Source organism: Streptomyces sp. NPDC022910 (assembly GCF_055561075.1).
Map to the genome: position 1 here is coordinate 63212 of NZ_JBVHHL010000014.1, position 22892 is coordinate 86103.

Annotated in this window: 19 protein-coding genes; 13 read left to right on the plus strand and 6 right to left on the minus strand. The window is 72.6% G+C overall.

Annotated features, from left to right (window positions below):
• Window positions 1-76 precede the first annotated feature (76 nt).
• The 7 genes from ACZ3TS_RS16170 to cobI are packed head-to-tail and all read left to right on the plus strand — an operon-like array spanning window position 77 to window position 10900.
• Window positions 77-1033 carry a cobalamin biosynthesis protein gene (locus tag ACZ3TS_RS16170; RefSeq protein WP_467618160.1) on the plus strand — a complete coding sequence of 319 codons (957 nt, stop codon included), beginning with the start codon at window positions 77-79 and terminating at the stop codon, window positions 1031-1033.
• Complete coding sequence (locus ACZ3TS_RS16175) at window positions 1030-2562, plus strand: cobyric acid synthase (RefSeq protein ID WP_467618161.1); 1533 nt, start codon at window positions 1030-1032, stop codon at window positions 2560-2562. Before ACZ3TS_RS16170 ends, ACZ3TS_RS16175 begins: the two co-directional genes overlap by 4 nt.
• The gene (gene cobN / locus ACZ3TS_RS16180) at window positions 2559-6212 is read left to right on the plus strand and encodes a cobaltochelatase subunit CobN (RefSeq protein ID WP_467618163.1); all 3654 of its coding nucleotides are present in this window, start codon (window positions 2559-2561) and stop codon (window positions 6210-6212) included. The genes ACZ3TS_RS16175 and cobN overlap by 4 nt, the downstream gene beginning before the upstream one ends.
• Window positions 6209-8203 carry a putative cobaltochelatase gene (locus ACZ3TS_RS16185; RefSeq protein WP_467618164.1) on the plus strand — a complete coding sequence of 665 codons (1995 nt, stop codon included), beginning with the start codon at window positions 6209-6211 and terminating at the stop codon, window positions 8201-8203. Before cobN ends, ACZ3TS_RS16185 begins: the two co-directional genes overlap by 4 nt.
• Window positions 8203-8811, plus strand: a complete 609-nt coding sequence (cobO, locus tag ACZ3TS_RS16190; RefSeq protein ID WP_467618166.1) for a cob(I)yrinic acid a,c-diamide adenosyltransferase — start codon at window positions 8203-8205, stop codon at window positions 8809-8811. Before ACZ3TS_RS16185 ends, cobO begins: the two co-directional genes overlap by 1 nt.
• Window positions 8805-10154, plus strand: a complete 1350-nt coding sequence (locus ACZ3TS_RS16195) for a cobyrinate a,c-diamide synthase (RefSeq protein WP_467618167.1) — start codon at window positions 8805-8807, stop codon at window positions 10152-10154. The genes cobO and ACZ3TS_RS16195 overlap by 7 nt, the downstream gene beginning before the upstream one ends.
• Window positions 10151-10900 (plus strand): precorrin-2 C(20)-methyltransferase, encoded by a 750-nt coding sequence (gene cobI, locus ACZ3TS_RS16200; RefSeq protein ID WP_467618170.1) that lies wholly within the window; start codon window positions 10151-10153, stop codon window positions 10898-10900. Before ACZ3TS_RS16195 ends, cobI begins: the two co-directional genes overlap by 4 nt.
• Window positions 10901-10911: 11 nt before the next feature.
• Here cobI and ACZ3TS_RS16205 read toward each other — a convergent pair whose 3' ends face one another.
• Window positions 10912-11640: a ZIP family metal transporter gene (locus ACZ3TS_RS16205; protein WP_467618172.1), complete on the minus strand. Its 729-nt coding sequence runs from the start codon at window positions 11638-11640 to the stop codon at window positions 10912-10914.
• 103 nt (window positions 11641-11743) lie between these two features.
• On the opposite strand from ACZ3TS_RS16205, the gene cobM reads away from it, so the two are divergent.
• Genes cobM through cobC form a run of 6 tightly spaced genes read left to right on the plus strand, consistent with a single transcriptional unit; the run spans window position 11744 to window position 18052 of the window.
• Window positions 11744-12562: a precorrin-4 C(11)-methyltransferase gene (gene cobM / locus ACZ3TS_RS16210; RefSeq protein WP_467618174.1), complete on the plus strand. Its 819-nt coding sequence runs from the start codon at window positions 11744-11746 to the stop codon at window positions 12560-12562.
• The gene (gene cbiE, locus ACZ3TS_RS16215; protein ID WP_467618177.1) at window positions 12559-13800 is read left to right on the plus strand and encodes a precorrin-6y C5,15-methyltransferase (decarboxylating) subunit CbiE; all 1242 of its coding nucleotides are present in this window, start codon (window positions 12559-12561) and stop codon (window positions 13798-13800) included. The genes cobM and cbiE overlap by 4 nt, the downstream gene beginning before the upstream one ends.
• Window positions 13797-15479, plus strand: a complete 1683-nt coding sequence (gene cobJ / locus ACZ3TS_RS16220; RefSeq protein ID WP_467618179.1) for a precorrin-3B C(17)-methyltransferase — start codon at window positions 13797-13799, stop codon at window positions 15477-15479. The genes cbiE and cobJ overlap by 4 nt, the downstream gene beginning before the upstream one ends.
• The gene (locus ACZ3TS_RS16225; RefSeq protein ID WP_467618182.1) at window positions 15476-16060 is read left to right on the plus strand and encodes a precorrin-8X methylmutase; all 585 of its coding nucleotides are present in this window, start codon (window positions 15476-15478) and stop codon (window positions 16058-16060) included. The genes cobJ and ACZ3TS_RS16225 overlap by 4 nt, the downstream gene beginning before the upstream one ends.
• Complete coding sequence (locus tag ACZ3TS_RS16230) at window positions 16057-16992, plus strand: sirohydrochlorin chelatase (RefSeq protein WP_467618184.1); 936 nt, start codon at window positions 16057-16059, stop codon at window positions 16990-16992. Before ACZ3TS_RS16225 ends, ACZ3TS_RS16230 begins: the two co-directional genes overlap by 4 nt.
• Window positions 16982-18052: an Rv2231c family pyridoxal phosphate-dependent protein CobC gene (gene cobC, locus ACZ3TS_RS16235; protein ID WP_467618186.1), complete on the plus strand. Its 1071-nt coding sequence runs from the start codon at window positions 16982-16984 to the stop codon at window positions 18050-18052. The genes ACZ3TS_RS16230 and cobC overlap by 11 nt, the downstream gene beginning before the upstream one ends.
• Window positions 18053-18078: 26 nt before the next feature.
• Here the strand turns inward: cobC and ACZ3TS_RS16240 are convergent, their stop codons facing one another.
• The 5 genes from ACZ3TS_RS16240 to ACZ3TS_RS16260 form a co-directional block, all read right to left on the minus strand.
• On the minus strand, window positions 18079-19002 hold the full coding sequence (locus ACZ3TS_RS16240) for an SCO1860 family LAETG-anchored protein (protein WP_467618188.1): 924 nt from the start codon (window positions 19000-19002) through the stop codon (window positions 18079-18081).
• Window positions 19003-19202: 200 nt separating this feature from the next.
• Entirely contained in the window at window positions 19203-20294 is a 1092-nt protein-coding gene (locus ACZ3TS_RS16245) for an amidohydrolase family protein (protein ID WP_467618191.1), read from the minus strand.
• Between the two features lie 10 nt (window positions 20295-20304).
• Complete coding sequence (locus tag ACZ3TS_RS16250; RefSeq protein WP_467618193.1) at window positions 20305-21111, minus strand: amino acid ABC transporter ATP-binding protein; 807 nt, start codon at window positions 21109-21111, stop codon at window positions 20305-20307.
• Window positions 21108-21953 (minus strand): amino acid ABC transporter permease, encoded by an 846-nt coding sequence (locus tag ACZ3TS_RS16255; protein WP_467618195.1) that lies wholly within the window; start codon window positions 21951-21953, stop codon window positions 21108-21110. The genes ACZ3TS_RS16250 and ACZ3TS_RS16255 overlap by 4 nt, the downstream gene beginning before the upstream one ends.
• The gene (locus ACZ3TS_RS16260) at window positions 21950-22801 is read right to left on the minus strand and encodes a transporter substrate-binding domain-containing protein (protein ID WP_467618197.1); all 852 of its coding nucleotides are present in this window, start codon (window positions 22799-22801) and stop codon (window positions 21950-21952) included. Before ACZ3TS_RS16260 ends, ACZ3TS_RS16255 begins: the two co-directional genes overlap by 4 nt.
• Window positions 22802-22892 lie beyond the last annotated feature (91 nt).

Sequence of the window (22892 nt, forward strand, 5' to 3'; positions counted from 1 at the left end):
GGACATATCGCCATGTGCGGCTGCCGATTGAGGTTCAGTAACCGGGCCCTGCCTGACCCCGCGGTCGGCTGAGCCGATGGGTGCCGATCGCGTCTTCGCGTACGGCGCCGCCGCCGGCCTCCTCGGTGACCACCTGCTCGGCGATCCGCGCCGCGGGCATCCGGTCGCCGCGTTCGGGCGGGCCGCGGGCGCCGTCGAGCGGGTGCTGTGGCGGGACCACCGCGGGTGGGGCGCCCTGCACACCGCCGTGTGCGTGGGCGGTGCCGTGTCCCTCGCGGCGCTCGCCGCCTCCGCCGTACGTCCGTCCCGTACCGCGTCCGTCGCCCTGACCGCGGCCGCCACCTGGTCGGTGGTCGGGGGCACTTCGCTCGCCCGGGAGGCCAGGACTGTCGGGCGCGCCCTCGAAGCCGGAGACGTCGAGGCCGCCCGCGCGCGGCTGCCCCACCTGTGCGGACGGGATCCCCGGGCGCTCGACGCCGACGGGATCGCGCGGGCCGTCGTCGAGTCGGTCGCCGAGAACACCTCGGACGCCGTGGTGGGAGCGCTGGTGTGGGGGGCCGTGGGCGGTGTGCCCGGGCTCGTCGGCTTCCGGGCCGTCAACACACTCGACGCCATGGTCGGCCACAAGTCACCCCGGTACCGGCGGTACGGGTGGGCCTCCGCCCGGCTCGACGACCTCGCGGGCTGGCCGGGGGCACGGCTGACCGCCGCCCTCGCGGCGGCGTCGGGTCCGCATCCGCGGGGAGCCGTGCGTGCCTGGCGTGCGGACGCCGCCCAGCACCCGAGCCCCAACGCCGGGCCCGTGGAAGCCTCGTTCGCCGGGGCTCTCGGGGTGCGGCTGGGCGGGACGCTCTCGTACGGGGGGCGGGTCGAGCACCGGCCGGTGCTGAACGGCGAAGGGCGCGCGGTCCACGTCCAGGACATCGAGCGGGCCGTGCGGCTCTCCCGTCGGGTGACCACGCTCGCGCTCGGCGTCACCGTCGCCGGGCGGCTGTTCACCCGAAGGTTTCTCGCGAAGGGACGTACCTCATGAACGGCGGTCTCCTTGTCGCCGGCACCACCTCCGACGCCGGCAAGAGCGTCGTCACCGCGGGAATCTGCCGCTGGCTGGTGCGGCAGGGCGTCAAGGTCGCCCCCTTCAAGGCACAGAACATGTCCCTCAACTCCTTCGTCACGCGCGAGGGTGCGGAGATAGGGCGCGCCCAGGCCATGCAGGCGCAGGCGTGCCGCGTCGAGCCGACCGCGCTGATGAACCCCGTCCTGCTCAAGCCCGGGGGCGAGCAGAGCAGTCAGGTCGTGCTGTTGGGGAAGCCGGTCGGCGAGCTCAGCGCCCGCGGCTACCACGGCGGGCGGCAGCAGCGGCTCCTGGGAACGGTCCTCGACTGTCTCGCCGAGTTGCGGGGCAGGTATGACGCGGTGATCTGTGAGGGGGCCGGCAGTCCGGCCGAGATCAACCTGCGGCGGACCGACATCGTGAACATGGGGATCGCGCGGGGCGCGCGGCTGCCCGTGCTCGTCGTGGGCGACATCGACCGCGGAGGCGTGTTCGCGTCCTTCTTCGGGACCGTGGCCCTGCTCTCCCCCGAGGACCAGGAGCTCGTCGCCGGGTTCCTCGTCAACAAGTTCCGGGGGGACGTGTCCCTCCTGGAGCCGGGGCTTGACATGCTGCACGGGCTCACCGGTCGGCGGACGTACGGCGTGCTGCCCTTCCGACACGGGCTCGGGATCGACGAGGAGGACGGGCTGCGGGTGTCCCTGCGGGGAACCGTCCGGGAGTCCGTCGTCGCACCGCCCGTCGGCGAGGACGTCCTGCGGGTCGCCGTCTGTGCGGTCCCGCTGATGTCCAACTTCACCGACGTGGACGCCCTGGCCGCCGAACCGGGCGTCGTCGTGCGGTTCGTGGACCGGCCCGAGGAGCTGGCCGACGCCGACCTCGTCGTCATTCCGGGGACCCGGGGCACGGTCCGAGCCCTGGAGTGGCTACGGGAGCGAAGGCTGGCAGAGGCGATCGTCGGGAGAGCCGCCGAAGGGCGGCCGGTCCTCGGCGTCTGCGGTGGCTTCCAGATCCTCGGTGAGCACATCGAGGACGAGGTCGAGAGCCGCAGGGGCCGGGTGGACGGGCTGGGGGTGCTGCCCGTGGGGGTGCGGTTCGCCCACGAGAAGACCCTCACCCGGCCGGTGGGGCAAGCCCTCGGCGAGCGGGTCGAGGGCTATGAGATCCACCACGGGGTCGCCGAAGTCCTCGGCGGCGAGGCGTTCATGTCCGATGACGAAGGACATGGCCTGGACGGCTGCCGTGTCGGCCAGACCTGGGGCACCCACTGGCACGGCTCGCTGGAGTCGGACGGGTTCCGGCGGGCCTTCCTGCGCGAGGTGGCGACCGCCGCGGGCCGCCGCTTCGTGCCGGCGCCCGACACCTCGTTCGCCGCGCTGCGCGAGGAACAGCTCGACCGGCTCGGCGACCTGATCGAACAGCACGCGGACACAGACGCGCTGTGGCGGCTCATCGAGTCGGGCGCGCCGCAAGGACTGCCCTTCATTCCACCGGGAGCGCCCGCATGAGCACAGTGTTGTTGTTGTCGACCGCCGACACCGATCTGCTGGCGGCCCGTGCCTCCGGCGCGCCCTACCGGATCGGCAACCCGACCCGCGTGGACGTCGCCGAGGAGCTTCCGGGCCTGATCGAGGGCGCGGACATCGCCGTCGTACGGCTGCTGGGCGGCAAACGGGCCTGGGAGGACGGGCTCGCCGCCCTCAAGGCGTCCGACATCCCGACCGTGCTGCTCGGTGGCGAGGCCGTCCCCGACGCCGAGTTGATGGCGGAGTCCTCCGTGCCCGCGGGCGTGGTCGCCGAGGCACTGCGGTACCTCGTCGAGGGCGGGCCCGCCAACCTCACGGAACTGGCCCGCTTCCTGTCGGACACCGTGCTGCTGACCGGCGAGGGGTTCGTCGAGCCGCAGAAGATGCCCGAGTACGGCGTCCACGGGGAGCGCGCATACGTGGAGGGCCGCCCCACCGTGGGCGTGCTCTTCTACCGCGCCCACGAACTCAGTGGCAACACCGCCTTCGTGGACACGCTGTGCGACGCGATCGAGGCACGGGGCGCCAACGCCCTTCCGGTGTACTGCGGCTCCCTGCGCGGTGCCGACGCGCGGCTGTACGCGCTGTTGTCGAAGGCCGACGCCCTCGTCGCCACCGTCCTCGCCGCCGGCGGCATGCACGCCTCGCAGGCGTCGGCAGGAGGGGACGAGGAGTCCTGGGACATCGGGGCGCTCGCCGACCTCGACATCCCTGTACTGCAAGGGCTTTGCCTCACATCGTCGCGCGCCGCCTGGGACGAGTCCGACGCCGCCCTGTCCCCCATGGACGCGGCGATGCAGGTCGCGATCCCCGAGTTCGACGGCCGTCTCGTCACGGTCCCCTTCTCCTTCAAGGAGCGGGGACCGGACGACGTGCCGGTGTACGTGGCCGACCCCGAGCGGGCCGCGCGCGTCGCCGGGATCGCCGTACGGCACGTGCGGTTGAAGCACAAGGACAACGCCGAGAAGAAGATCGCGCTGGTCTTCACCGCCTACCCGACCAAGCACTCGCGCGTCGGTAACGCGGTCGGTCTCGACACGCCCGCGTCGGCGGTACGGGTGCTGGACGCGCTGCGGGACGCGGGCTACTCCCTCACCGAGTACCCGGCGGGCGGCGACGAGCTGATCCACCGCCTCATCGAGGCCGGCGGCCACGACGTCGAGTGGCTCACGGAGGAGCAGTTGGCCGCCGCACCCGCGCGCGTGCCGCTCGCCGACTACCGGGTGTGGTTCGACAAGCTGGACCAGGAGCTGCGCGAGGCGATGCTCGAGGCGTGGGGCGAGCCGCCGGGCTCGCTGTACGTCGACGGCGACGACATCGTGCTGGCGTCGCTGCGGTTCGGCAACGTCGTCGTGATGATCCAGCCGCCGCGCGGCTTCGGCGAGAACCCGATCGCGATCTACCATGACCCCGACATGCCGCCGTCCCACCACTACATGGCGGCCTACCGCTGGCTGGACAACAGCTTCGGCGCCGACGCGATCGTCCACATGGGCAAGCACGGCACGATGGAGTGGCTGCCGGGCAAGGGGCTCGGTCTGAGCCGGGGCTGCGCCCCGGACGCCGTCCTCGGCGAACTCCCCCTGATCTACCCGTTCATCGTCAACGACCCGGGCGAGGGCACCCAGGCCAAGCGGCGCGGGCACGCCACCGTCGTCGATCACCTCGTACCGCCCATGGCGCGCGCCGACACCTACGGCGACCTCGCCAAGCTGGAGCAGCTCCTCGACGAGTATGCCCTCGTCTCCGACCTGGACCCGGCCAAGGCACCCGCCGTGCGGGCCCAGATCTGGACGCTGGTCAAGGCCGCCGAGCTCCACCACGACCTGCACGTGAACGAGCAGCCGGACGACGACGAGTTCGACGGGTTCGTCATGCACATCGACGGCTATCTGTGCGAGATCAAGGACGTGCAGATCCGGGACGGTCTGCACATCCTGGGCGGTGGCCCGGTCGGCGAGCCGCGCGTGAACCTCGTTCTCGCCGTGCTGCGCGCCTCGCAGGTGTGGGGCGGGCAGGCGAACGCGCTGCCGGGCCTGCGGGCCTCGCTGGCCGAGCACTTCGGGCTGGTGGAGAAGGAGCTGCTGGCCGAACCGGGCGCGCCCGTCAAGGTTCCCGTCGAGCTGACGGACCTCGTGGACGGACCCGCCCGTACGGCCGCCGACGCGATCGACCTGCTGGAGCAGCTGTGCCGGCGGCTCGCGGAGGGGATGGAATCCCTCGACTGGGCCGCACCCGGGAGCGCCGCTCTCGTCCGTGACGTCCTCGGCACCGAACTGCCCGCCGCCGTCGGCGTGCTGGAGTTCGCCTGCACCGAGGTCGTTCCCCGACTGGCCCGCACGACGGACGAGATCGGCCACATCCTCAAGGCGCTGAACGGCGGTTACGTCCCGGCGGGCCCGTCCGGCTCCCCGACCCGTGGTCTGGTCAACGTCCTGCCCACCGGCCGCAATTTCTACTCGGTCGACCCCAAGGCCATCCCGTCCCGGCTGAGCTGGGAGGTCGGGCAGTCGCTCGCCGACTCACTGGTCGCGCGGTATCTGAGCGACACCGGCGAGTACCCAGAGTCCGTCGGCCTCACCGTCTGGGGCACGTCCGCCATGCGTACCCAGGGCGACGACATCGCCGAGATCCTCGCGCTGCTCGGCTGCCGCCCGGTCTGGGACGACGCCTCGCGCCGCGTGACCGGCTTCGAGATCGTGCCCCTCGCCGAGCTCGGCCGCCCCCGCATCGATGTCACCGTCCGTATCTCCGGCTTCTTCCGCGACGCGTTCCCACACGTCGTGGGGCTCATCGACGACGCCGTACGCGCCGTCGCCGAACTGGACGAGCCCGCCGAACGGAACTTCGTGCGCGCCCACGCCGACGAGGACACCGCCGGGCACGGCGACCGGCGGCGCGCGACCGCCCGTATCTTCGGCTCCAAGCCGGGCGCGTACGGCGCCGGTCTGCTGCCGCTGATCGACGCCCGGAACTGGCGCAGCGACGCCGACCTGGCCGAGGTGTACGCGGTGTGGGGCGGCTACGCCTACGGGCGCGGACTCGACGGCCGGGCGGCGCGCGGGGACATGGAGACCGCGTTCCGGCGGATCGCCGTCGCCGCGAAGAACGTCGACACCCGCGAGCACGACCTCGTCGACGCCGACGACTACTTCCAGTACCACGGCGGGATGGTCGCCATGGTGCGGCACCTGACGGGCGCCAGCCCCGAGGCGTACGTCGGCGACTCCGCCGTCCCCGACCAGGTGAGGACCCGCACCCTCGGCGAGGAGACCCACCGGGTCTTCCGCGCCCGCGTGGTCAACCCGCGCTGGATGGCGGCGATGCGTCGGCACGGCTACAAGGGCGCCTTCGAGATGGCGGCGACCGTCGACTACCTCTTCGGGTACGACGCCACGGCCGGGGTCGTCGACGACTGGATGTACGAGAAGCTCAGCGCGGAGTATGTCTTCGACGCCGAGAACCGGGACTTCATGAGGAAGTCCAACCCCTGGGCGCTACGGGGCATCACCGAGCGGCTGCTGGAGGCCGCCGACCGTGGCCTGTGGGCCGAGCCGGACGCGGACACGCTGGAACGGCTGCGCGCCACGTACCTGGAACTCGAGGGCGACCTGGAGGGCGACGAGAAGTGAGTACTCCGTTTCCGTTCACGGCCGTCGTCGGCCAGGACGACCTGCGGCTCGCTCTGCTGCTGAACGCGGTCTCGCCCGCGGTCGGCGGTGTGCTGGTGCGCGGCGAGAAGGGCACCGCCAAGTCCACGGCCGTGCGCGCCCTTTCGGCGCTGCTGCCGGCGGTGGACGTGGTCGCCGGGTGCCGTTTCTCCTGCGACCCCGCGGCACCGGACCCCAACTGCCCGGACGGCCCGCACGAGACGGGCACGGCCACTCAGCGGCCCGCCCGCATGGTGGAGCTGCCGGTCGGCGCCTCCGAGGACCGGCTCGTCGGCGCGCTCGACATCGAACGGGCGCTGGCCGAGGGCGTGAAGGCCTTCGAGCCGGGGCTGCTGGCCGACGCGCACCGCGGGATCCTGTACGTCGACGAGGTCAATCTCCTCCACGACCACCTGGTGGACCTGCTCCTCGACGCCGCCGCGATGGGCGCCTCGTACGTGGAACGCGAGGGTGTCTCCGTACGGCATGCCGCCCGTTTCCTGCTCGTCGGCACCATGAACCCCGAGGAGGGCGAGCTGCGGCCGCAGCTGCTCGACCGGTTCGGACTGACCGTCGAGGTGTCCGCCTCGCGCGAGCCGGACCAGCGCGTGGAGGTCGTACGGCGGCGGCTGGCCTACGACGACGACCCCGAGGGCTTCGCGGCGCGCTGGGCCGAGGAGGAGGCCGCCGTAAGGGCTCGGATCGTGGCCGCACGGAAGCTGCTGCCGTCGGTGCGGCTCGGGGACGGGGCGCTCCGGCAGATCGCGGCGACCTGCGCCGCCTTCGAGGTGGACGGCATGCGCGCCGACATCGTGATGGCGCGCACGGCCACCGCGCTGGCCGCCTGGGCGGGGCGGACCGATGTGCTCGCCGAGGACGTGCGGCAGGCCGCGCTGCTCGCCCTGCCGCACCGCCGGCGGCGCAATCCCTTCGACGCCCCGGGGCTCGACGAGGACAAGCTCGACGAGACTCTGGAGCAGTTCGGCGGCTCGCAGGACGACGACCCGGGTCCCGACGGGCCGGGTGGCGGTGGCGGACAGCCGTCGCCGGACGACGCCCCGCAGGGCGGCGACACCGCCGCGCGGCCCGATGCCGGGGAGAGCGGAGAGCCGGGTACCTCCGGCGCCGGGGAGCAGCAGGCCGTACGGGCCTCCGCACCCTTTCGCACGAAGGCGCTGACCGTTCCGGGACTCGGTGACGGCGCGGCGGGGCGGCGGTCCCGGGCGTGCACCGAGCACGGGCGCACCACCGGCGCGCGGCGGCCCCGGGGGGCGCTCACCAAGCTGCACCTGGCGGCGACCGTGCACGCCGCGGCGCCGCACCAGCGGGCGCGCGGGCGGTCGGGCCCCGGGCTCGTGGTGCGCCGGGGCGACCTGCGGCAGGCGACGCGGGAGGGGCGCGAGGGGAACCTCGTGCTGTTCGTGGTCGACGCCTCCGGGTCCATGGCGGCGCGGCAGCGGATGAGCGCGGTGAAGGGCGCCGTGCTGTCGCTGCTGCTCGACGCCTACCAGCGGCGGGACAAGGTGGGGCTGGTGACCTTCCGGGGCTCGGCGGCCGACGTCGCGCTGCCGCCGACCTCGTCGGTGGACGCTGCGGCGGCGCGGCTGGAGTCGCTGCCGACGGGAGGCAGGACGCCGTTGGCCGCCGGGCTGCTGAAGGCCCATGACGTGCTGCGGGTCGAGCGGCTGCGGGATCCCGCGCGGCGGGCGCTGGTCGTGGTGGTCACGGACGGGCGGGCCACCGGCGGCCCCGAGCCGGTCGCGCTCGCCGGTCGTGCGGCACGGTTGTTCGCCGCCGAGAACGTCGCGTCGGTCGTCGTGGACTGCGAGTCGGGGTCGGTGCGGCTGGGGCTCGCCGGGCAGCTCGCCGAGGACCTGGGCGGTATGGCGGTGACGCTGGACGAGCTGCGCGCGGACAGCATCGCCGGGCTCGTACGGGATGTGCAGGGCAACAGCAGGTGGAGGGCCGCGTAATGCCGCAGGGACAGCCGAGTGTCGTGCCGGACGACGGACTGACGACCCGTCAGCGTCGCAACCGCCCGCTCGTCGTCGTGCACACCGGCATCGGGAAGGGCAAGTCGACCGCGGCCTTCGGGCTCGCGCTGCGCGCCTGGAACCAGGGCTGGCCCATCGGGGTGTTCCAGTTCGTCAAGTCGGCGAAGTGGAAGGTCGGCGAGGAGAACGCCCTGCGGGTGCTGGGAGCGTCCGGGCAGGGCGGCACCGTCGACTGGCACAAGATGGGCGAGGGCTGGTCGTGGGTGCAGCGCGACATTCAGGGTGACAACTCGACGAACGAGGAGAAGGCCCGCGAAGGCTGGGAGCAGGTCAAGCGCGACCTGACCTCCGAGACGTACAGGCTGTACGTTCTCGATGAATTTGCGTATCCCCTGCACTGGGGGTGGGTCGACACCGATGAGGTCATCGACGTACTGCGCAACCGGCCCGGCACCCAGCATGTCGTGATCACCGGCCGGAACGCGCCCGAGAAGCTCATCGGCTTCGCCGACCTCGTCACCGACATGTCCAAGGTCAAGCATCCGATGGACGTCGGCCAGAAGGGCCAGAGGGGCATCGAGTGGTGACATCGGTGCCCCGGCTGGTCATCGCCGCGCCTTCTTCGGGCAGCGGCAAGACCACCGTTGCCACGGGGTTGATGGCGGCATTCGCCCGTCGGGGACTCGCAGTGTCCCCGCACAAGGTCGGACCGGACTACATCGACCCCGGGTACCACGCGCTCGCCACCGGGCGTGTGGGGCGCAACCTCGACGCGTATCTGTGCGGGCCGGAGTTGATCGGTCCGCTGTTCGCGCATGGTGCGCGCGGGTGCGACATCGCCGTCGTCGAGGGTGTGATGGGGCTGTACGACGGGGCCGCGGGCGAGGGTGAGCTGGCCTCCACGGCTCATGTGTCCAAGCTGCTGCGGGCTCCTGTGGTGCTGGTGGTCGACGCCTCGTCACAGTCGCGGTCGGTGGCGGCGCTGGTGCACGGGTTCGCGTCCTGGGATCCGGAGGTGCGGGTCGGGGGCGTGATCCTGAACAAGGTCGCGTCGGACCGGCACGAGGAGCTGCTGCGGGAGGCGTTGGAGTCGGCCGGGGTGCCCGTGCTGGGAGCGCTGCGGAGGGTGGCCCGGGTGGACACGCCTTCCCGTCACCTGGGGCTGGTGCCGGTGGCCGAACGTCGCACCGAGGCCCTCGATACGGTCGCGGCCATGGCGGCGCAGGTGCGCGAAGGGTGCGATCTGGAGGCGCTGCTCGCGCTGGCCCGCACCGCGGGTTCGCTGTCGAGCGACCCCTGGGAGCCACCCGTCACCGCGACGCACGAGCGTGAGGTCGTCGCCGTCGCGGGCGGCCCGGCCTTCACCTTCTCCTACGCCGAGCACGCCGAGCTGCTCGCCGCAGCCGGCGCCGAAGTCGTCCTCTTCGACCCCCTGCGCGACGAGCACCTGCCCGACGGTACGAGCGGGTTGGTGATGGGCGGTGGGTTCCCCGAGGTGTACGCCGCCGAGCTGTCCGCCAACGAGCCGCTGCGCAAGGCCATCGGCGAGCTCGCGCTGAGCGGCGCTCCCGTCGCCGCCGAGTGTGCCGGGCTGCTGTATCTGTGCCGGGAACTGGACGGGCAGCCGATGTGCGGGGTGCTCGACGCCGATGCCCGCATGAGTGAACGGCTCACCCTCGGCTACCGGGACGCCGTGGCCGTCAGCGACAGCGTCCTCGCCGCGGCCGGGACACGGATGCGCGGCCACGAGTTCCACCGCACCGTGGTCGAGCCCGGCGCGGGGGCGGCTCCCGCATGGGGGGTGCGCACCCCCCGGCGGCACGTCGAAGGTTTCGCACAACAAGGCGTGCACGCCAGTTATCTGCACACGCACTGGGCCGCTGCGCCCGGTGCTGCCCGTCGGTTCGTGGAGAGGTGCCGGACGTCATGAGCAGCAGGCTGATCGGAGTCGGGGTGGGCCCCGGCGACCCCGAGCTGGTGACCGTCAAGGGCGTCAACGCTCTGCGCGCCGCCGATGTCGTCGTCGTACCCGTCATGGGTGCGTCCGACGGACAGGACGCCGGGGAGCGCGGACGCGCCGAGGCGACCGTGCTGCACTACGTGCCCGAGGAGAAGGTCGCACGCGTCGTGTTCGCGCTCAACGAGCGCAGCGACCGCGCGCGGCGCGAGGCGGCCTGGGACACGGCCGGGGAGCGTGTCGCCAGGCTCCTGGAGCGGTACTCCGCCGTCGCCTTCGCCACCATCGGCGATCCCAACGTGTACTCCACGTTCACCTACCTCGCGCAGACCGTCCAGGAGCTCGTGCCGGGGACCGTCGTCGAGACCGTGCCCGGCATCACCGCCATGCAGGACCTCGCCGCGCGGTCGGGGGCCGTCCTGACCGAGGGCACCGAGCCGCTCACGCTGGTGCCCGTCACCGCTGGGGCCACCGTGCTCAAGGACGCACTCGGCGGGCCCGGCACGGTCGTGGCCTACAAGTTCGGACGGCAGGCCCACGAGGTCGCCCAGGCGCTGCGCGAGACCGGGCGGCTCGACGACGCGGTGTGGGGATCCGCGCTCGGGCTGCCGGAGGAGTCCATCCGGCCGGCCTCCGATCTCGACGACGGTCCGCTCCCCTACCTGTCCACCCTCATCGCGCCCGCGCGGCGCGACGGCACCCGCGGCGGCAAACTGTGACCGGCGGCGGATCAGCCCGCGAGGCCCACCACCAGCCAGATGAACGCCACGCCCGCGACCGTGCACAGCAGGGTCGAGCGGGCGGGGTGGACATGGTGCGCCTCCGGGAGGATCTCGGCGGCGGCCAGGTACAGGAGTGCTCCGCCGAAGAGACCGAGATAGCCGCCGAGCAACTGCTCGGGGATCGTGAACGCCAGGGTGGACGCGGCGCCCACCACGGGTGCCGCCGCGTCGGCGAAGAGCATCGTGAGCGCCTTGCGGCGCGCGTTCCCGTACAGCCTCGTGATCGTGTAGGTGTTGAAGCCGTCCGCGAAGTCGTGCGCGACGACCGCGACCGCGACCGCCGCGCCCATGCCGCCGCCCACCTGGAACGCGGCGCCGATCGCGATGCCGTCCATCGCGCTGTGACCGACCATGGCCGCGGCCGCCGTGAGGCCCACTTCGGGCGCCCGGTGGTTGTGTTCCTCCGCGCCGTGCGCGGCGCGGCGCGCGGCCAGCAGGCGCTCCACCAGATGGGCCAGCAGGAAGCCCGCCACGAACAACAGCAGCGCGGCCGGTACGCCGAACACCTCGCCGCCCGCCGCGCGCAGCGCCTCCGGCAGCAGGTCAAGGCCGACCACGCCGAGCATCAGACCGCCGGCCAGGCCGAGGACGAGATGACGTCGGTCGGTCACGCGTTGTGCCGTCCACCCACCGGCCAGCGTCATCAGGAACGCGCCCAGCGCCACGAAGACCGCCATATGCCCTTGCTGTCCAATCGATCCCCGTGCACCCAGAACCGGCGACCGTGTACGCACCGGCGTTTCGCACTGCTCGAACTTTCGTAGGAGAGGAAAGATTCCCATGGCCGATGCCACCACCGGCAAGGTGACCTTCGTCGGTGCCGGCCCCGGCGCCGCCGACCTGCTGACGTTCCGTGCCGCGCGCGCCATCGCCGAGGCGGATGCCGTGATCTGGGCGGCCAGCCTGGTGCAGGCGGAGGTCCTTGAGCACGCGCGTGAGGACGCCGAGATCCTCGACTCGGCGACCATGTCCCTGGAGGACGTGGTCGCGGTGTACGAGCGGGCGCACGCCGAAGGGCTGAAGGTCGCCCGTATCCACTCCGGCGACCCGGCCCTGTGGGGCGGCACGCAGGAGCAGCTCGACCGGTGCGCCGCGATCGGCATCGAGACGGAGATCGTGCCGGGTGTCTCCTCCTTCTCCGCCGTGGCCGCGCTCGCGCAGCGCGAGCTGACGATCCCCGAAGTCGCGCAGTCCGTCGTCCTGACCCGGCTCGGCGGCGGCAAGACGCCCATGCCACCCGGCGAGGAGGTGCGCGAGTTCGCCCGGCACGGCACCACCATGGCGGTCTTCCTGTCGGCGGCCCGCAGCGGCCAGCTCGTACGCGAGCTGCTGGAGGGCGGCTATCCGACCACCACCCCGGTCGTGGTGGCGTACCAGGCGACCTGGCCCGAGGAGCTGGTCGTGAAGTGCACGATCGGCACGCTGGAGGAGACCGTCAAGGAGCACAAGCTCTGGAAGCACACGCTGTTCCTGGTCGGTCCGGCGCTCGACGCGCACGGCACGCGCTCGCACCTGTACCACCCCGGGCACTTCCACGGCTACCGCAAGGCCGACCCCGAGGCCCGCAAGACCCTGCGCGCACGGGGTGCGGGCACGTGATCACAGTCGTCGGTACGGGCACGGCGGTGCCGCTTCCCGCCGACGCGACGGCCGGTGCGGACCTCGTGGTCGGCGGACGGCGGCACCTGGAGGCCGCCCGGCTGCCGGAGGAGGCGGAGCGGATCGTCCTCGGACCGCTGGCTCCCGCGCTCGACGCGGTCGAGCGGTACCTCGACAAGGGGCGGCGGGTCGTGGTGCTCGCCTCGGGCGACCCCGGGTTCTTCGGGATCGTCCGGGCCCTGGCCGAACGGTTCGGACCGGAGCGCCTCGACGTGCGGCCGGGCGTGTCGTCCGTGGCCACCGCCTTCGCGCGGGTGGGGCTGCCCTGGGACGACGCGGTCGTGGTGAGCGCGCACGGGCGTGCTCTGCGCACCGCGGTGAACGTGTGCCGGGCGCATCCGAAGGTCGCCGTGCTGACCGGGCCCGGTGCCGGTCCCGCCGAACTAGGGTCGGCGCTCGCACGCGAGTGCGGCGAGCGCTTCCTCGTGGTGGCGAGCGCGCTCGGCGACCCGGAGCGCGAACGCGTGGAGCGGGTGACACCCGAGGAGGCGGCGGCGCGCGACTGGGGCACAGCGGTGAGCGTGGTGCTGTGCCTCGATACGTCGCGGGCGCTGGGGCCCGTGCGCACGGTCGCCGGGGCGTCGTCCGGTCCGTCCGGGTGGGCCCTGGACGAGGGGGCGTTCGCGCACCGCGACTCGATGATCACCAAGTTCGAGGTGCGCGCCCTGGCGCTGGCCCGGCTGGGGCCGCGGCTCGGGGACCTGGTCTGGGACGTCGGCGCGGGATCCGGGTCGGTCTCCGTCGAGTGCGCCCGGCTGGGTGCCGCCGTCACCGCGGTGGAGAAGACGCCCGACGGTGTGGAGCGGATCCGCGCCAACGCGGCGGCGCACGGCGTGGACGTCCACGTCGTGCACGGGGCGGCGCCGGCCGTGCTGGAGGCTCTCGCCGACCCCGACGCGGTGTTCGTCGGCGGCGGCGGAGGCGAACTGCCCGCCGTCGTGACGGCGTGCGCGGCGCGGGCCCGGCGGGCGGTGGTGGTCGCCATGGCCGCCCTGGACCGTGTACCGGCCGTCCGGCAGGCGCTCGTCGCGGCCGGGTTCTCCTGCGACGGCGTACTGCTGCAGTCCTCGCGGCTCGCGCCGCTGCCGGGCGATGTGACCCGGCTGGCGGCGACCAACCCTGTCTTCCTGCTGTGGGGCACGCGGCCTCCGGCGCGTACCGAAGGAGTTGCTCAGTGATCGGCCTCATTTCCGCCACCGCGGCGGGGGCGGCTGCGCGGGACCGGCTGGCCGCGGCGTGGCAGGACCGCACGCGGGTGTACGACGGGCCCGTCGGGGACGCCGTGCGGGCCGCCTTCGCGGAGTGCGAACAGCTCGTGTGCTTCCTGGCGACCGGTGCCGTCGTGCGGCTGGTCGCCCCGCTGCTGGGTGACAAGACGTCCGACCCGGGAGTGGTGTGCGTCGACGAGGGCGGGCACTTCGCCGTGTCGCTCCTGGGCGGTCATGCGGGCGGGGCCAACGAACTCGCCTGTGAGGTGGCCGAGTTGCTGGGAGCGCGGCCGGTGGTGACGACCGCGACGGATTCCGTGGGCCTGCCGGGCCTCGACACCCTCGGGTTCCCGGTGGAGGGCGATGTCGCCGGGGTCTCGCGGGCGCTGCTGGACGGGGAGCCGGTCGCCCTGAAGGCGGAGGTGAGCTGGCCGCTGCCGCCGTTGCGCGTCACCGACGAGGGCTCGTACACGATCCGCGTCACCGATGCCGTCGTCGAACCGGCCGAGCGGGAGGTCGTGCTGCGTCCGCCGTCTCTCGTCGTCGGTGTCGGCGCCTCCAGGGGCGCGCCCGTCGACGAGATCCTCACACTGATCGAGGCCGCGCTGCGGGACGCCGGGCTCTCCGTGAAGTCGCTGGCCGAGCTCGCGTCGGTCGACGCCAAGGCTGACGAGCCGGGCGTCGTCGAGGCCGCGGAGCGGCTCGGGGTGCCCGTGGTGACGTACTCCGCCGAGGAGTTGGCGAAGGTCGACGTGCCCAACCCCTCCGACGCGCCGCTCGCCGCCGTCGGCACGCCGTCCGTCGCGGAGGCCGCCGCGCTGGTGCGCGGCGGTGAACTGGTGGTGCCCAAGCGGAAGTCGGCCGCGCGCCCCGCGATGGCGACCTGTGCGGTCGTACGCCGGCCGGGCCGCGGCCGGCTCGCGGTCGTCGGGCTTGGGCCGGGCGCCCGGGACCTGCTGACACCACGCGCGCAGGCGGAGTTGCGGCGCGCGTCCGTGCTGGTGGGCCTGGATCAGTACGTCGACCAGATCCGCGATCTGCTGCGGCCCGGCACCCGGATCCTTCAGTCGGGGCTCGGTGCCGAGGAGGAGCGGGCGCGCACGGCGGTCGCCGAGGCTCGGAAGGGACATGCCGTCGCCCTGATCGGCAGCGGGGATGCCGGCGTGTACGCGATGGCGTCGCCCGCGCTGGCCGAGGCGTCCGACGACATCGACGTGGTGGGGGTGCCAGGCGTGACGGCCGCACTGGCGGCGGGTGCGATCCTCGGCGCTCCGCTGGGACATGACCACGTGTCGATCAGCCTCTCCGACCTGCACACGCCCTGGGAGGTCATCGAGCGGCGGGTGCGGGCCGCGGCCGAGGCGGACCTCGTCGTGACCTTCTACAACCCGCGCAGCCGGGGCCGGGACTGGCAGCTGCCCAAGGCGCTCGCGATCCTCGCCGGGCACCGGGCGCCGACGACGCCGGTCGGTGTCGTACGGAACGCGTCGCGGCCGGACGAGTCCAGTCGTGTGACGACACTGGTCTCGCTCGATGCGGCGACGGTCGACATGATGACGGTCGTGACCGTGGGCAACACGGCGACCCGTCAGATCGCGGGGCGCATGGTGACGCCGCGCGGCTACCGCTGGCAGGAGGAGACCCGGTGAACCGTGTGGTGCACCCGATCGAGCAGGAGTCCTTCCGGCGGCTGCGCGCCCGCCTGGACACCTCGCACTTCCCGCCGCTGACCCGGGCGGTGGTGGAACGGGTCGTCCACTCCGCCGCCGACCTCGACTACGCGGGCGATCTCGTCATGGACGAGGGCGAGCTCGAGAAGGCGCACGCCGCGCTGCACGACGGGGCGCCGGTGGTCGTGGACGTCGAGATGGTGGCCGCCGGAATCACCCGGCACGAGACGGTCTGCCGACTCAAGGACGCCGAGTCGGGGCGGGGGCTGACGCGTTCGGCGCACGCGATCCGCCTCGCGTACGAGGACGTCGGCCCCGGGGCGCTCTGGGTGATCGGCTGTGCCCCGACCGCCCTGGAGGAACTGCTGAAACTGGAGGCCTCCCCCGCGCTCGTGATCGGGCTGCCCGTCGGTTTCGTCGGCGCGGCCGAGTCCAAGGCCGCGCTGCGCGAGAGCGGACTGCCCGCCGTGAGCAACGTGTCCGAGAAGGGCGGTTCGGCGGTCGCCGCCGCCGCGCTCAACGCCCTGCTGTACCACCCCACTTCGAAGGAGACCCCGTGACCCCCCCGCCGCCCGCCCTGCTCATCGCCGGCCATGGCACCCGGGACGAGGCCGGAGCCGAGGCGTTCCGCGACTTCGTCCGGGAGCTGGGGCGCCGCCACCCCGAAGTGCCCGTCGCGGGCGGCTTCATCGAGCTGTCGTCGCCACCGCTGGGCGAGGCGGTGTCCGAGCTGGTGCAGCGGGGGGTACGCCGTTTCGCCGCGGTGCCGCTGATGCTGGTGTCCGCCGGGCACGCCAAGGGGGACATCCCGGCGGCGCTGGCCCGGGAGAAGGAGCGCCACCCGGGGATCGCTTACACGTACGGGCGCCCGCTGGGCCCGCATCCGGCGCTGCTGTCGGTCCTGGAGCGGCGCCTGGACGAGGCGCTCGGGGGCACGGGCCGCATGCCCTTCGACCGGGCCGATGTCACCGTGCTGCTGGTCGGGCGCGGCTCGACGGACCCGGACGCCAACGCCGAGGTGTACAAGGCGGCCCGGTTGCTTTGGGAGGGACGCGGGTACGCAGGCGTGGAGACGGCGTTCGTGTCGCTGGCGGCGCCGGACGTGCCGAGCGGTCTGGACCGGTGCGCGAGGCTGGGCGCGAGACGGATCGTCGTCCTGCCCTACTTCCTCTTCACGGGCATCCTGCCGGACCGGGTGCGGCAGCAGGCCGAGGGCTGGGCGGCGGCGCACCCGGAGATCGAGGTGCGGCAGGCGGATGTCATCGGTCCGGAGCCGGAGCTGCTCGACCTGGTGATGGAGCGGTACGAGGAGGCGGTGAGGGGCGATCTGCGGATGAACTGCGACTCGTGCGTGTACCGGATCGCGCTGCCGGGCTTCGAGGACAAGGTGGGTCTGCCGCAGCAGCCGCACTTCCACCCGGACGACGACGGCCACCACCACGGTCACGGTCACCACCACCACGGCGGGCACGCACACTCCCATGCGCACTGAACACGAGGGAGCGCACGACCTGCGGCACCACGGGGACGCCGAGGTCCGTGACGGCGGGGCGGCACTGACCGACCTCGCGGTGAACGTGCGCGCGGACACTCCCCCGGTGTGGCTGCGCGAGGTGATCGCCGCCTCGTTGGGCGGGCTCGCGGCGTACCCCGACGGGCGGGCGGCACGGGCGGCGGTGGCGGCGCGGCACGGGCTGCCGACCGAGCACGTGCTGCTCACGGCGGGCGCGGCCGAGGCCTTCGTGCTGCTCGCGCGGGCCCTGAAGACCCGTCATGTGGTCGTGGTCCACCCGCAGTTCACCGAGCCGGAGGCGGCGCTGCGGGATGCCGGGTACCCGGTGGACAGGGTCCTGCTGCGGCAGTCGGACGGCTTCCGGCTGGACCCGGCGCTGGTCGCCGACGATGCGGACCTGGTGGTGATCGGCAACCCGACGAACCCCACGTCGGTGCTGCACCCGGCGGCCGTGATCACCGAACTCGCCCGCCCCGGCCGGACGTTGGTGGTCGACGAGGCCTTCATGGACGCGGTGCCGGGGGAACGGGAGACGCTGGCGGGCCGGACCGACGTGCCCGGTCTCGTCGTCCTGCGCAGCCTCACCAAGACCTGGGGGCTGGCGGGCCTGCGTATCGGATACGTCCTGGCCGCCCCCGAGACGATCGTCGAGTTGGAGCGGGCGCAGCCCCTGTGGCCGGTGTCCACACCCGCGCTCGCGGCCGCTGAGGCCTGTGTGTCGCCACGGGCGCTGGCGGAGGCGGCACATGCGGCACACCGGGCCGCGACGGACCGGGCGCATCTGGTGGCGGGGCTACGCGAGTTCGGGCCCGACGGGCTGTATGTGGCCGAGCCGGCGGAGGGGCCGTTCGTGCTGGTCCGCCTGGAGCGGGCGGCGGCCGTGCGCCGCCACCTGCGAGACCTCGGGTTCGCAGTGCGGCGCGGGGACACGTTCCCGGGGCTGGGCGAGGAGTGGCTGCGGCTCGCGGTACGGGACCGGGTGACGGTGAACCGCTTCCTGCAGGCGCTGGACCGGGCGGTGACGCTGGCGGGGCGGTGAGTGGGTCACCGCCCCGCTCCGGGGTGTCAGCCCCGGCGACGGCGCGCCAGGCTCACCGCTCCCCCGCCGACCACCAACAACGCGATGGCCCCGCCCACGACGTACGGCGTCGCGGAGCTCCCCCCGGTCTCCGCGAGGTCGGCCTTCGCGTGCGCCCCCTGGGGCTTCACATCCCCGGCCGTCCCGGGCGTGGAAGACGTCACCGGCGCGGCGGACGCGACCGGCGCGGACGTCGGCGCCTCACACGTCGCACCCCCCAGCGTCACCGTCCCCTTCACCTCGGCCACGTTCAGGTTCAGCGGGTTCACGGACACCGTCAGCCGCAACGCGGACGCCGCCGCGGTCCGCGAGGTCGTCCGCGTGGGCGACACCTCCAGCCGCACCTCCCCGACGCCCGGCACCTTCACCTGCGTCGGCCCGCCCGCCGACACCGTGACCTTCCGCCCGAGCACGGTCACCGCGCCCAGGAGGTTCGCCGTGGCGACCGGCTTCTTCCCGGGCTCGCACACCGCCTTCGACGTGACGCCGTCCACCTCGATCAGGGACAGCATCGGCAGCCCGGGAACATGGACCCTGGCGTGGGTGAGGCTCGTGGAGGCCTCGGCACCCGTCGCAGACACCGTCGCCTTCGCCGTGGCGGCATCCGCCCGCACCACGTCGAAGGTGCGCCCGTCGTCGACACCCTCCAGCCGGACCGACAGCGCGGTTCGCCGAGCGCTGCTCGGCGCCTGCACGTCGTTGAGGGAGACCGTGAGCGGGATGTTCACGGTCTTGTTGAGCAGGGACACATCGAGCCCCGTGCGCAGCACGAAAGCGCTCGCGTGGCCGTGGTCCTCGGTCGCGCCGGCGGAACCGGCGCCCGCCAGCGCCGCGGGACCGGCGGCCAGGGCGGTGGCCACCGCGGCGATGGTCAGACGCCGTGCGGGCATGCGGAAGGTGGAGCCGTTCATGGTGGTGGGACCCCCAGGGAAGACAAGCTCGGGACCCCGAAAGAATTACGCACCGGGAGTGAGCCGTCAGCGACACGGCGTGACTTCACCCTATCGTGGGCTTCTCGCAGAACTTTTCGAAACGCCCGGCACGCTTGTTCCCCGAGGTCGCTGCCGCATCCCCCACATCGGGGGCGTGACCGGAGCGCGGGTGACGGCGCCTACCCGAGCACGCGTCCGTTCAGCACCACCCGGCGCGGCGCCGCCAGTACGCGAACGTCCGTGCGCGGATCCGTCGCGTACACCACGAGGTCCGCGGGCGCCCCTTCCTCGAGTCCGGGTCGCCCCAGCCAACGGCGGGCACCCCATGTGGTCGCGGACAGCGCCTCCACCGGCGGGATCCCGGCGGACACCAGCTCGGCCACCTCGCCGGCCACCAGTCCGTGGGCCAGCCCTCCACCGGCGTCGGTGCCGGCGTACACCGGGATCCCGGCGTCGTACGCGGCGCGCACAGTGTCGTACCGCCGCTCGTACAGCCGTCGCATGTGTGCCGACCAGCGCGGGAACCTCGACTGACCCCCGTCGGCGAGCCGCGGGAAGGTCGCGATGTTCACGAGGGTCGGGACGATCGCGACACCCCGCTCGGCGAACAGCGGGATCGTCTCCTCCGTCAGGCCCGTGGCGTGCTCGATGCAGTCGATGCCCGCCTCGACCAGGTCCCGCAACGAGTCCTCGGCGAAGCAGTGCGCGGTGACCCGCGCGCCCAGGCGGTGTGCCTCCGCGATCGCCGCCCGGACCGCCTCGCGCGGCCAGCATGCGGTCAGGTCCCCGGCGTCCCGGTCGATCCAGTCGCCGACCAGCTTGACCCAGCCGTCGCCGCGCCGGGCCTCCTGGGCCACATAGGCGACCAGGTCCTCGGGTTCGATCTCCCAGGCGTAGTTGCGGATGTAGCGGCGGGTGCGCGCGATGTGCCGGCCGGCCCGGATGATCTTCGGAAGGTCGTCGCGGTCGTCGATCCAGCGCGTGTCGGACGGGGAACCCGCGTCGCGGATCAGCAGGGTCCCCGCGTCGCGGTCGGTCAGCGCCTGCTTCTCGGAGACGTCCTCAGGGACCGGGCCGTGGGCATCGAGGCCGACGTGGCAGTGCGCGTCGACGAGACCGGGCAGCGCCCAGCCCTCGACGGTCCGGATGTCACGGGCGCGGGCCGGGCGGTCGTACGAGATCCGGCCGTCGACGACCCACAGCTCGTCGCGGACCTCCTCGGGCCCGACGAGCACCCGTCCCTTCACGTGCAGCACCGCGCGATCGCTCATGTACTGCACCTTAGTTCGCCCGCTGGTCGGCCTCGCCCACCTGGTCGGAGCTCTCCTCCTCCACCTCGGCCGTCGCGGGGTCGAGCAGCCGGGAGAGGAAGTGGCGGGTGCGTTCGTGGCTCGGGTTGCCGATGACCTGCTCCGGGGCGCCGGCCTCGACGATCACGCCGCCGTCCATGAACACCACTCGGTCGGCGACCTCGCGCGCGAAGGTCATCTCGTGGGTGACGACCATCATCGTCATGCCCTCGTCGGCGAGCATGCGCATCACGGCGAGGACGTCGCCCACCAGCTCGGGGTCCAGTGCGGAGGTCGGCTCGTCGAAGAGCATCACCTCAGGGCCCATGGCGAGCGCACGGGCGATGGCGACGCGCTGCTGCTGGCCGCCGGAGAGGGAGGAGGGATAGGCGTCCGCCTTTTCGGCGAGACCCACGCGCTCCAGGTTCGCCGCGGCGACCTTCGCGGCCATGGCCTTGTCCCGCCGCAGCACCCGGCGCTGCGGGAGCGTGAGGTTCTCGGTCACCGTGAGGTGCGGGAAGAGGTTGAACTGCTGGAACACCATGCCGATACGACGACGTACGGCGTCGATGTCCACGTCGGGGTCCGTCACCTCGGTGCCGCCGACGAAGACCTGCCCCTTGGCGGGCTCCTCCAGGAGGTTCACACAGCGCAGGAGGGTCGATTTGCCGGAGCCGGACGGGCCGATGACGCAGACCACCTCGCCCTGTCCGATCTCCAGGTCGATGCCGCGCAGCACCTCGTTGTCACCGAAGGACTTGTGCAGGTCGCGGATCCGGATCTCGGGGGTACTGCTCACTTGACGGCCTCCTGGGCCTTGGCCTCCATACGCCGTACGGCGAAGCCGAGCGGGATCGTGACCAGCAGATAGCACAGGCCCGCGACCAGGATCGGTGTGGAGTTGGCGGTCTGGCTGGCCAGGTCACGGCCGTACTTGGACAGTTCGCGCTCCTCCAGTGTGACGCCGAGGAACAGCACCAGCGAGGAGTCCTTGAAGAGGAGGACCAACTCGTTGGTGAGCGGGGGGAGGATGATCCGGAACGCCTGCGGGATGATGATCGAGACCATGGCTCGGGCCGGCGAGAAGCCCAGCGAACGGGCGGCCTCCGTCTGGCCCTTGGGCACGGCCTGGATACCCGCGCGGATCGTCTCCGCCATGTACGCGGCGGCCACCAGGCCGAGCGCGAGGGCCACCTTGCCGTAGGTGCCGCCGACGATCTCCGTGCCGGGGAAGGCCAGCGGCACGGCGACGCCGACGAAGATGAAGATCAGCAGAGCGGGCAGACCACGGAAGATCTCGATGTAGACCCCGGCGATCCAGCGGTACGGGCCTACGGACGACAGTCGCATCAGCGCGACGACCATGCCGAGAACCAGGCCGACGACAAAGCCGGACACGGTGTACAGCACGGTGTTCTTCAGCGCCAGCGTGATGACGTCCGGGAACATCTGGCGGGCTATGTCGGCCTGCGCAAACTGGTTCTGCAGCCGTCCCCAGTCGGCCGTGACCGCGAAGGCGATCACGGCCGCGGCGAAGACGGCGTACTGGACGCCGCGCGACAGCCTGCGCTTCTGACGCCGAGTCAGCCCCTTCTTGCGGGGCTGGATCTCGGCGCCGGCTGTGCCGGTCGCGTCGCTCATGAGGCGGAGGACGAGGCGACGGACGCGTTGTACGGGCCGATCCACTTCTCGTACAGGGTCTTGTACGTGCCGTCGGCCTTCGCGTCCTTGATCGCCTTGTTGACCGCGGCGAGGAGCTTCGCGTTGCCCTTCTTCACCGTGAAGCCGTACTGCTCACCGGTGCTGAGGTTGTCGACCACCTTGAAGGCGTCGGCGTTGGCCTTGTCCTTGAGCCAGCCCTGGACGACCGGGTAGTCGATGACGACCGCCTGGACCTGGCCGGTGCGCAGCCCGTTGATCACGGCGTCGGAGGACTCGAAGGAGATGGGGTCGAAGCCCTGCTTCTTCGCGTAGTCCTCACCGGTCGTCTGCGCCTGGGCACCGAGCTTCTTGCCCTGGGCCTTCACGTCGGCCAGCGAGTTGATGCCGCTCTTCGCGTCGACCAGCACCGCCTGGGTGGCGTCGAAGTACGGGTCGGAGAAGTCGACGTTCTTCTTGCGCTCGGCGGTGATGGTCATTCCGGCCGCGGCCAGGTCGCACTGGCCGGAGTTGAGGAACGCGCCGGTCTTGAAGTTCTCGAAGGGCGTGTCGAGGATCTGCTGCTTCACACCGAGGTCCTCGGCGACCAGGTCGATCAGCGAGACGTCGAAGCCCTGGACCTTGCCGTTGATCTCCGACTGGAAGGGCGGGTACGGCAGGTGCGTGCAGGTGGTGAGCTGACCGGCCTTGACCAGTTCCACCCCTCCGGCGGCCGTCTTCGCGGCGCTGCCGCCGCTGCCGCTCGAAGTACAGCCGGCCACGAGTACCACGCCCGCCGTCGCGGTGATGGCGGCCAGGACGCGGGCCCGGCGCCCGAGGAGCGTATTCACGGGGGACCTCTCTGTGGGGGAACTGTGGGTTCCGATTATAAGGAGAACTTTGGGCCCCTCAAACCAATCCGATGGCCGCGAAGCTGGTCCA

Coding starts and splice junctions, on each gene's coding strand:
- ACZ3TS_RS16245 (WP_467618191.1), bottom strand. CDS start 20,294: ATGAGCGATCGCGCGGTGCTGCACGTGAAGGGACGGGTGCTCGTCGGG.
- cobM (WP_467618174.1), top strand. CDS start 11,744: ATGGCCGATGCCACCACCGGCAAGGTGACCTTCGTCGGTGCCGGCCCC.
- ACZ3TS_RS16170 (WP_467618160.1), top strand. CDS start 77: ATGGGTGCCGATCGCGTCTTCGCGTACGGCGCCGCCGCCGGCCTCCTC.
- ACZ3TS_RS16175 (WP_467618161.1), top strand. CDS start 1,030: ATGAACGGCGGTCTCCTTGTCGCCGGCACCACCTCCGACGCCGGCAAG.
- ACZ3TS_RS16205 (WP_467618172.1), bottom strand. CDS start 11,640: ATGGCGGTCTTCGTGGCGCTGGGCGCGTTCCTGATGACGCTGGCCGGT.
- cobN (WP_467618163.1), top strand. CDS start 2,559: ATGAGCACAGTGTTGTTGTTGTCGACCGCCGACACCGATCTGCTGGCG.
- cobI (WP_467618170.1), top strand. CDS start 10,151: ATGAGCAGCAGGCTGATCGGAGTCGGGGTGGGCCCCGGCGACCCCGAG.
- cobC (WP_467618186.1), top strand. CDS start 16,982: ATGCGCACTGAACACGAGGGAGCGCACGACCTGCGGCACCACGGGGAC.
- ACZ3TS_RS16255 (WP_467618195.1), bottom strand. CDS start 21,953: ATGAGCGACGCGACCGGCACAGCCGGCGCCGAGATCCAGCCCCGCAAG.
- ACZ3TS_RS16240 (WP_467618188.1), bottom strand. CDS start 19,002: ATGAACGGCTCCACCTTCCGCATGCCCGCACGGCGTCTGACCATCGCC.
- cobO (WP_467618166.1), top strand. CDS start 8,203: ATGCCGCAGGGACAGCCGAGTGTCGTGCCGGACGACGGACTGACGACC.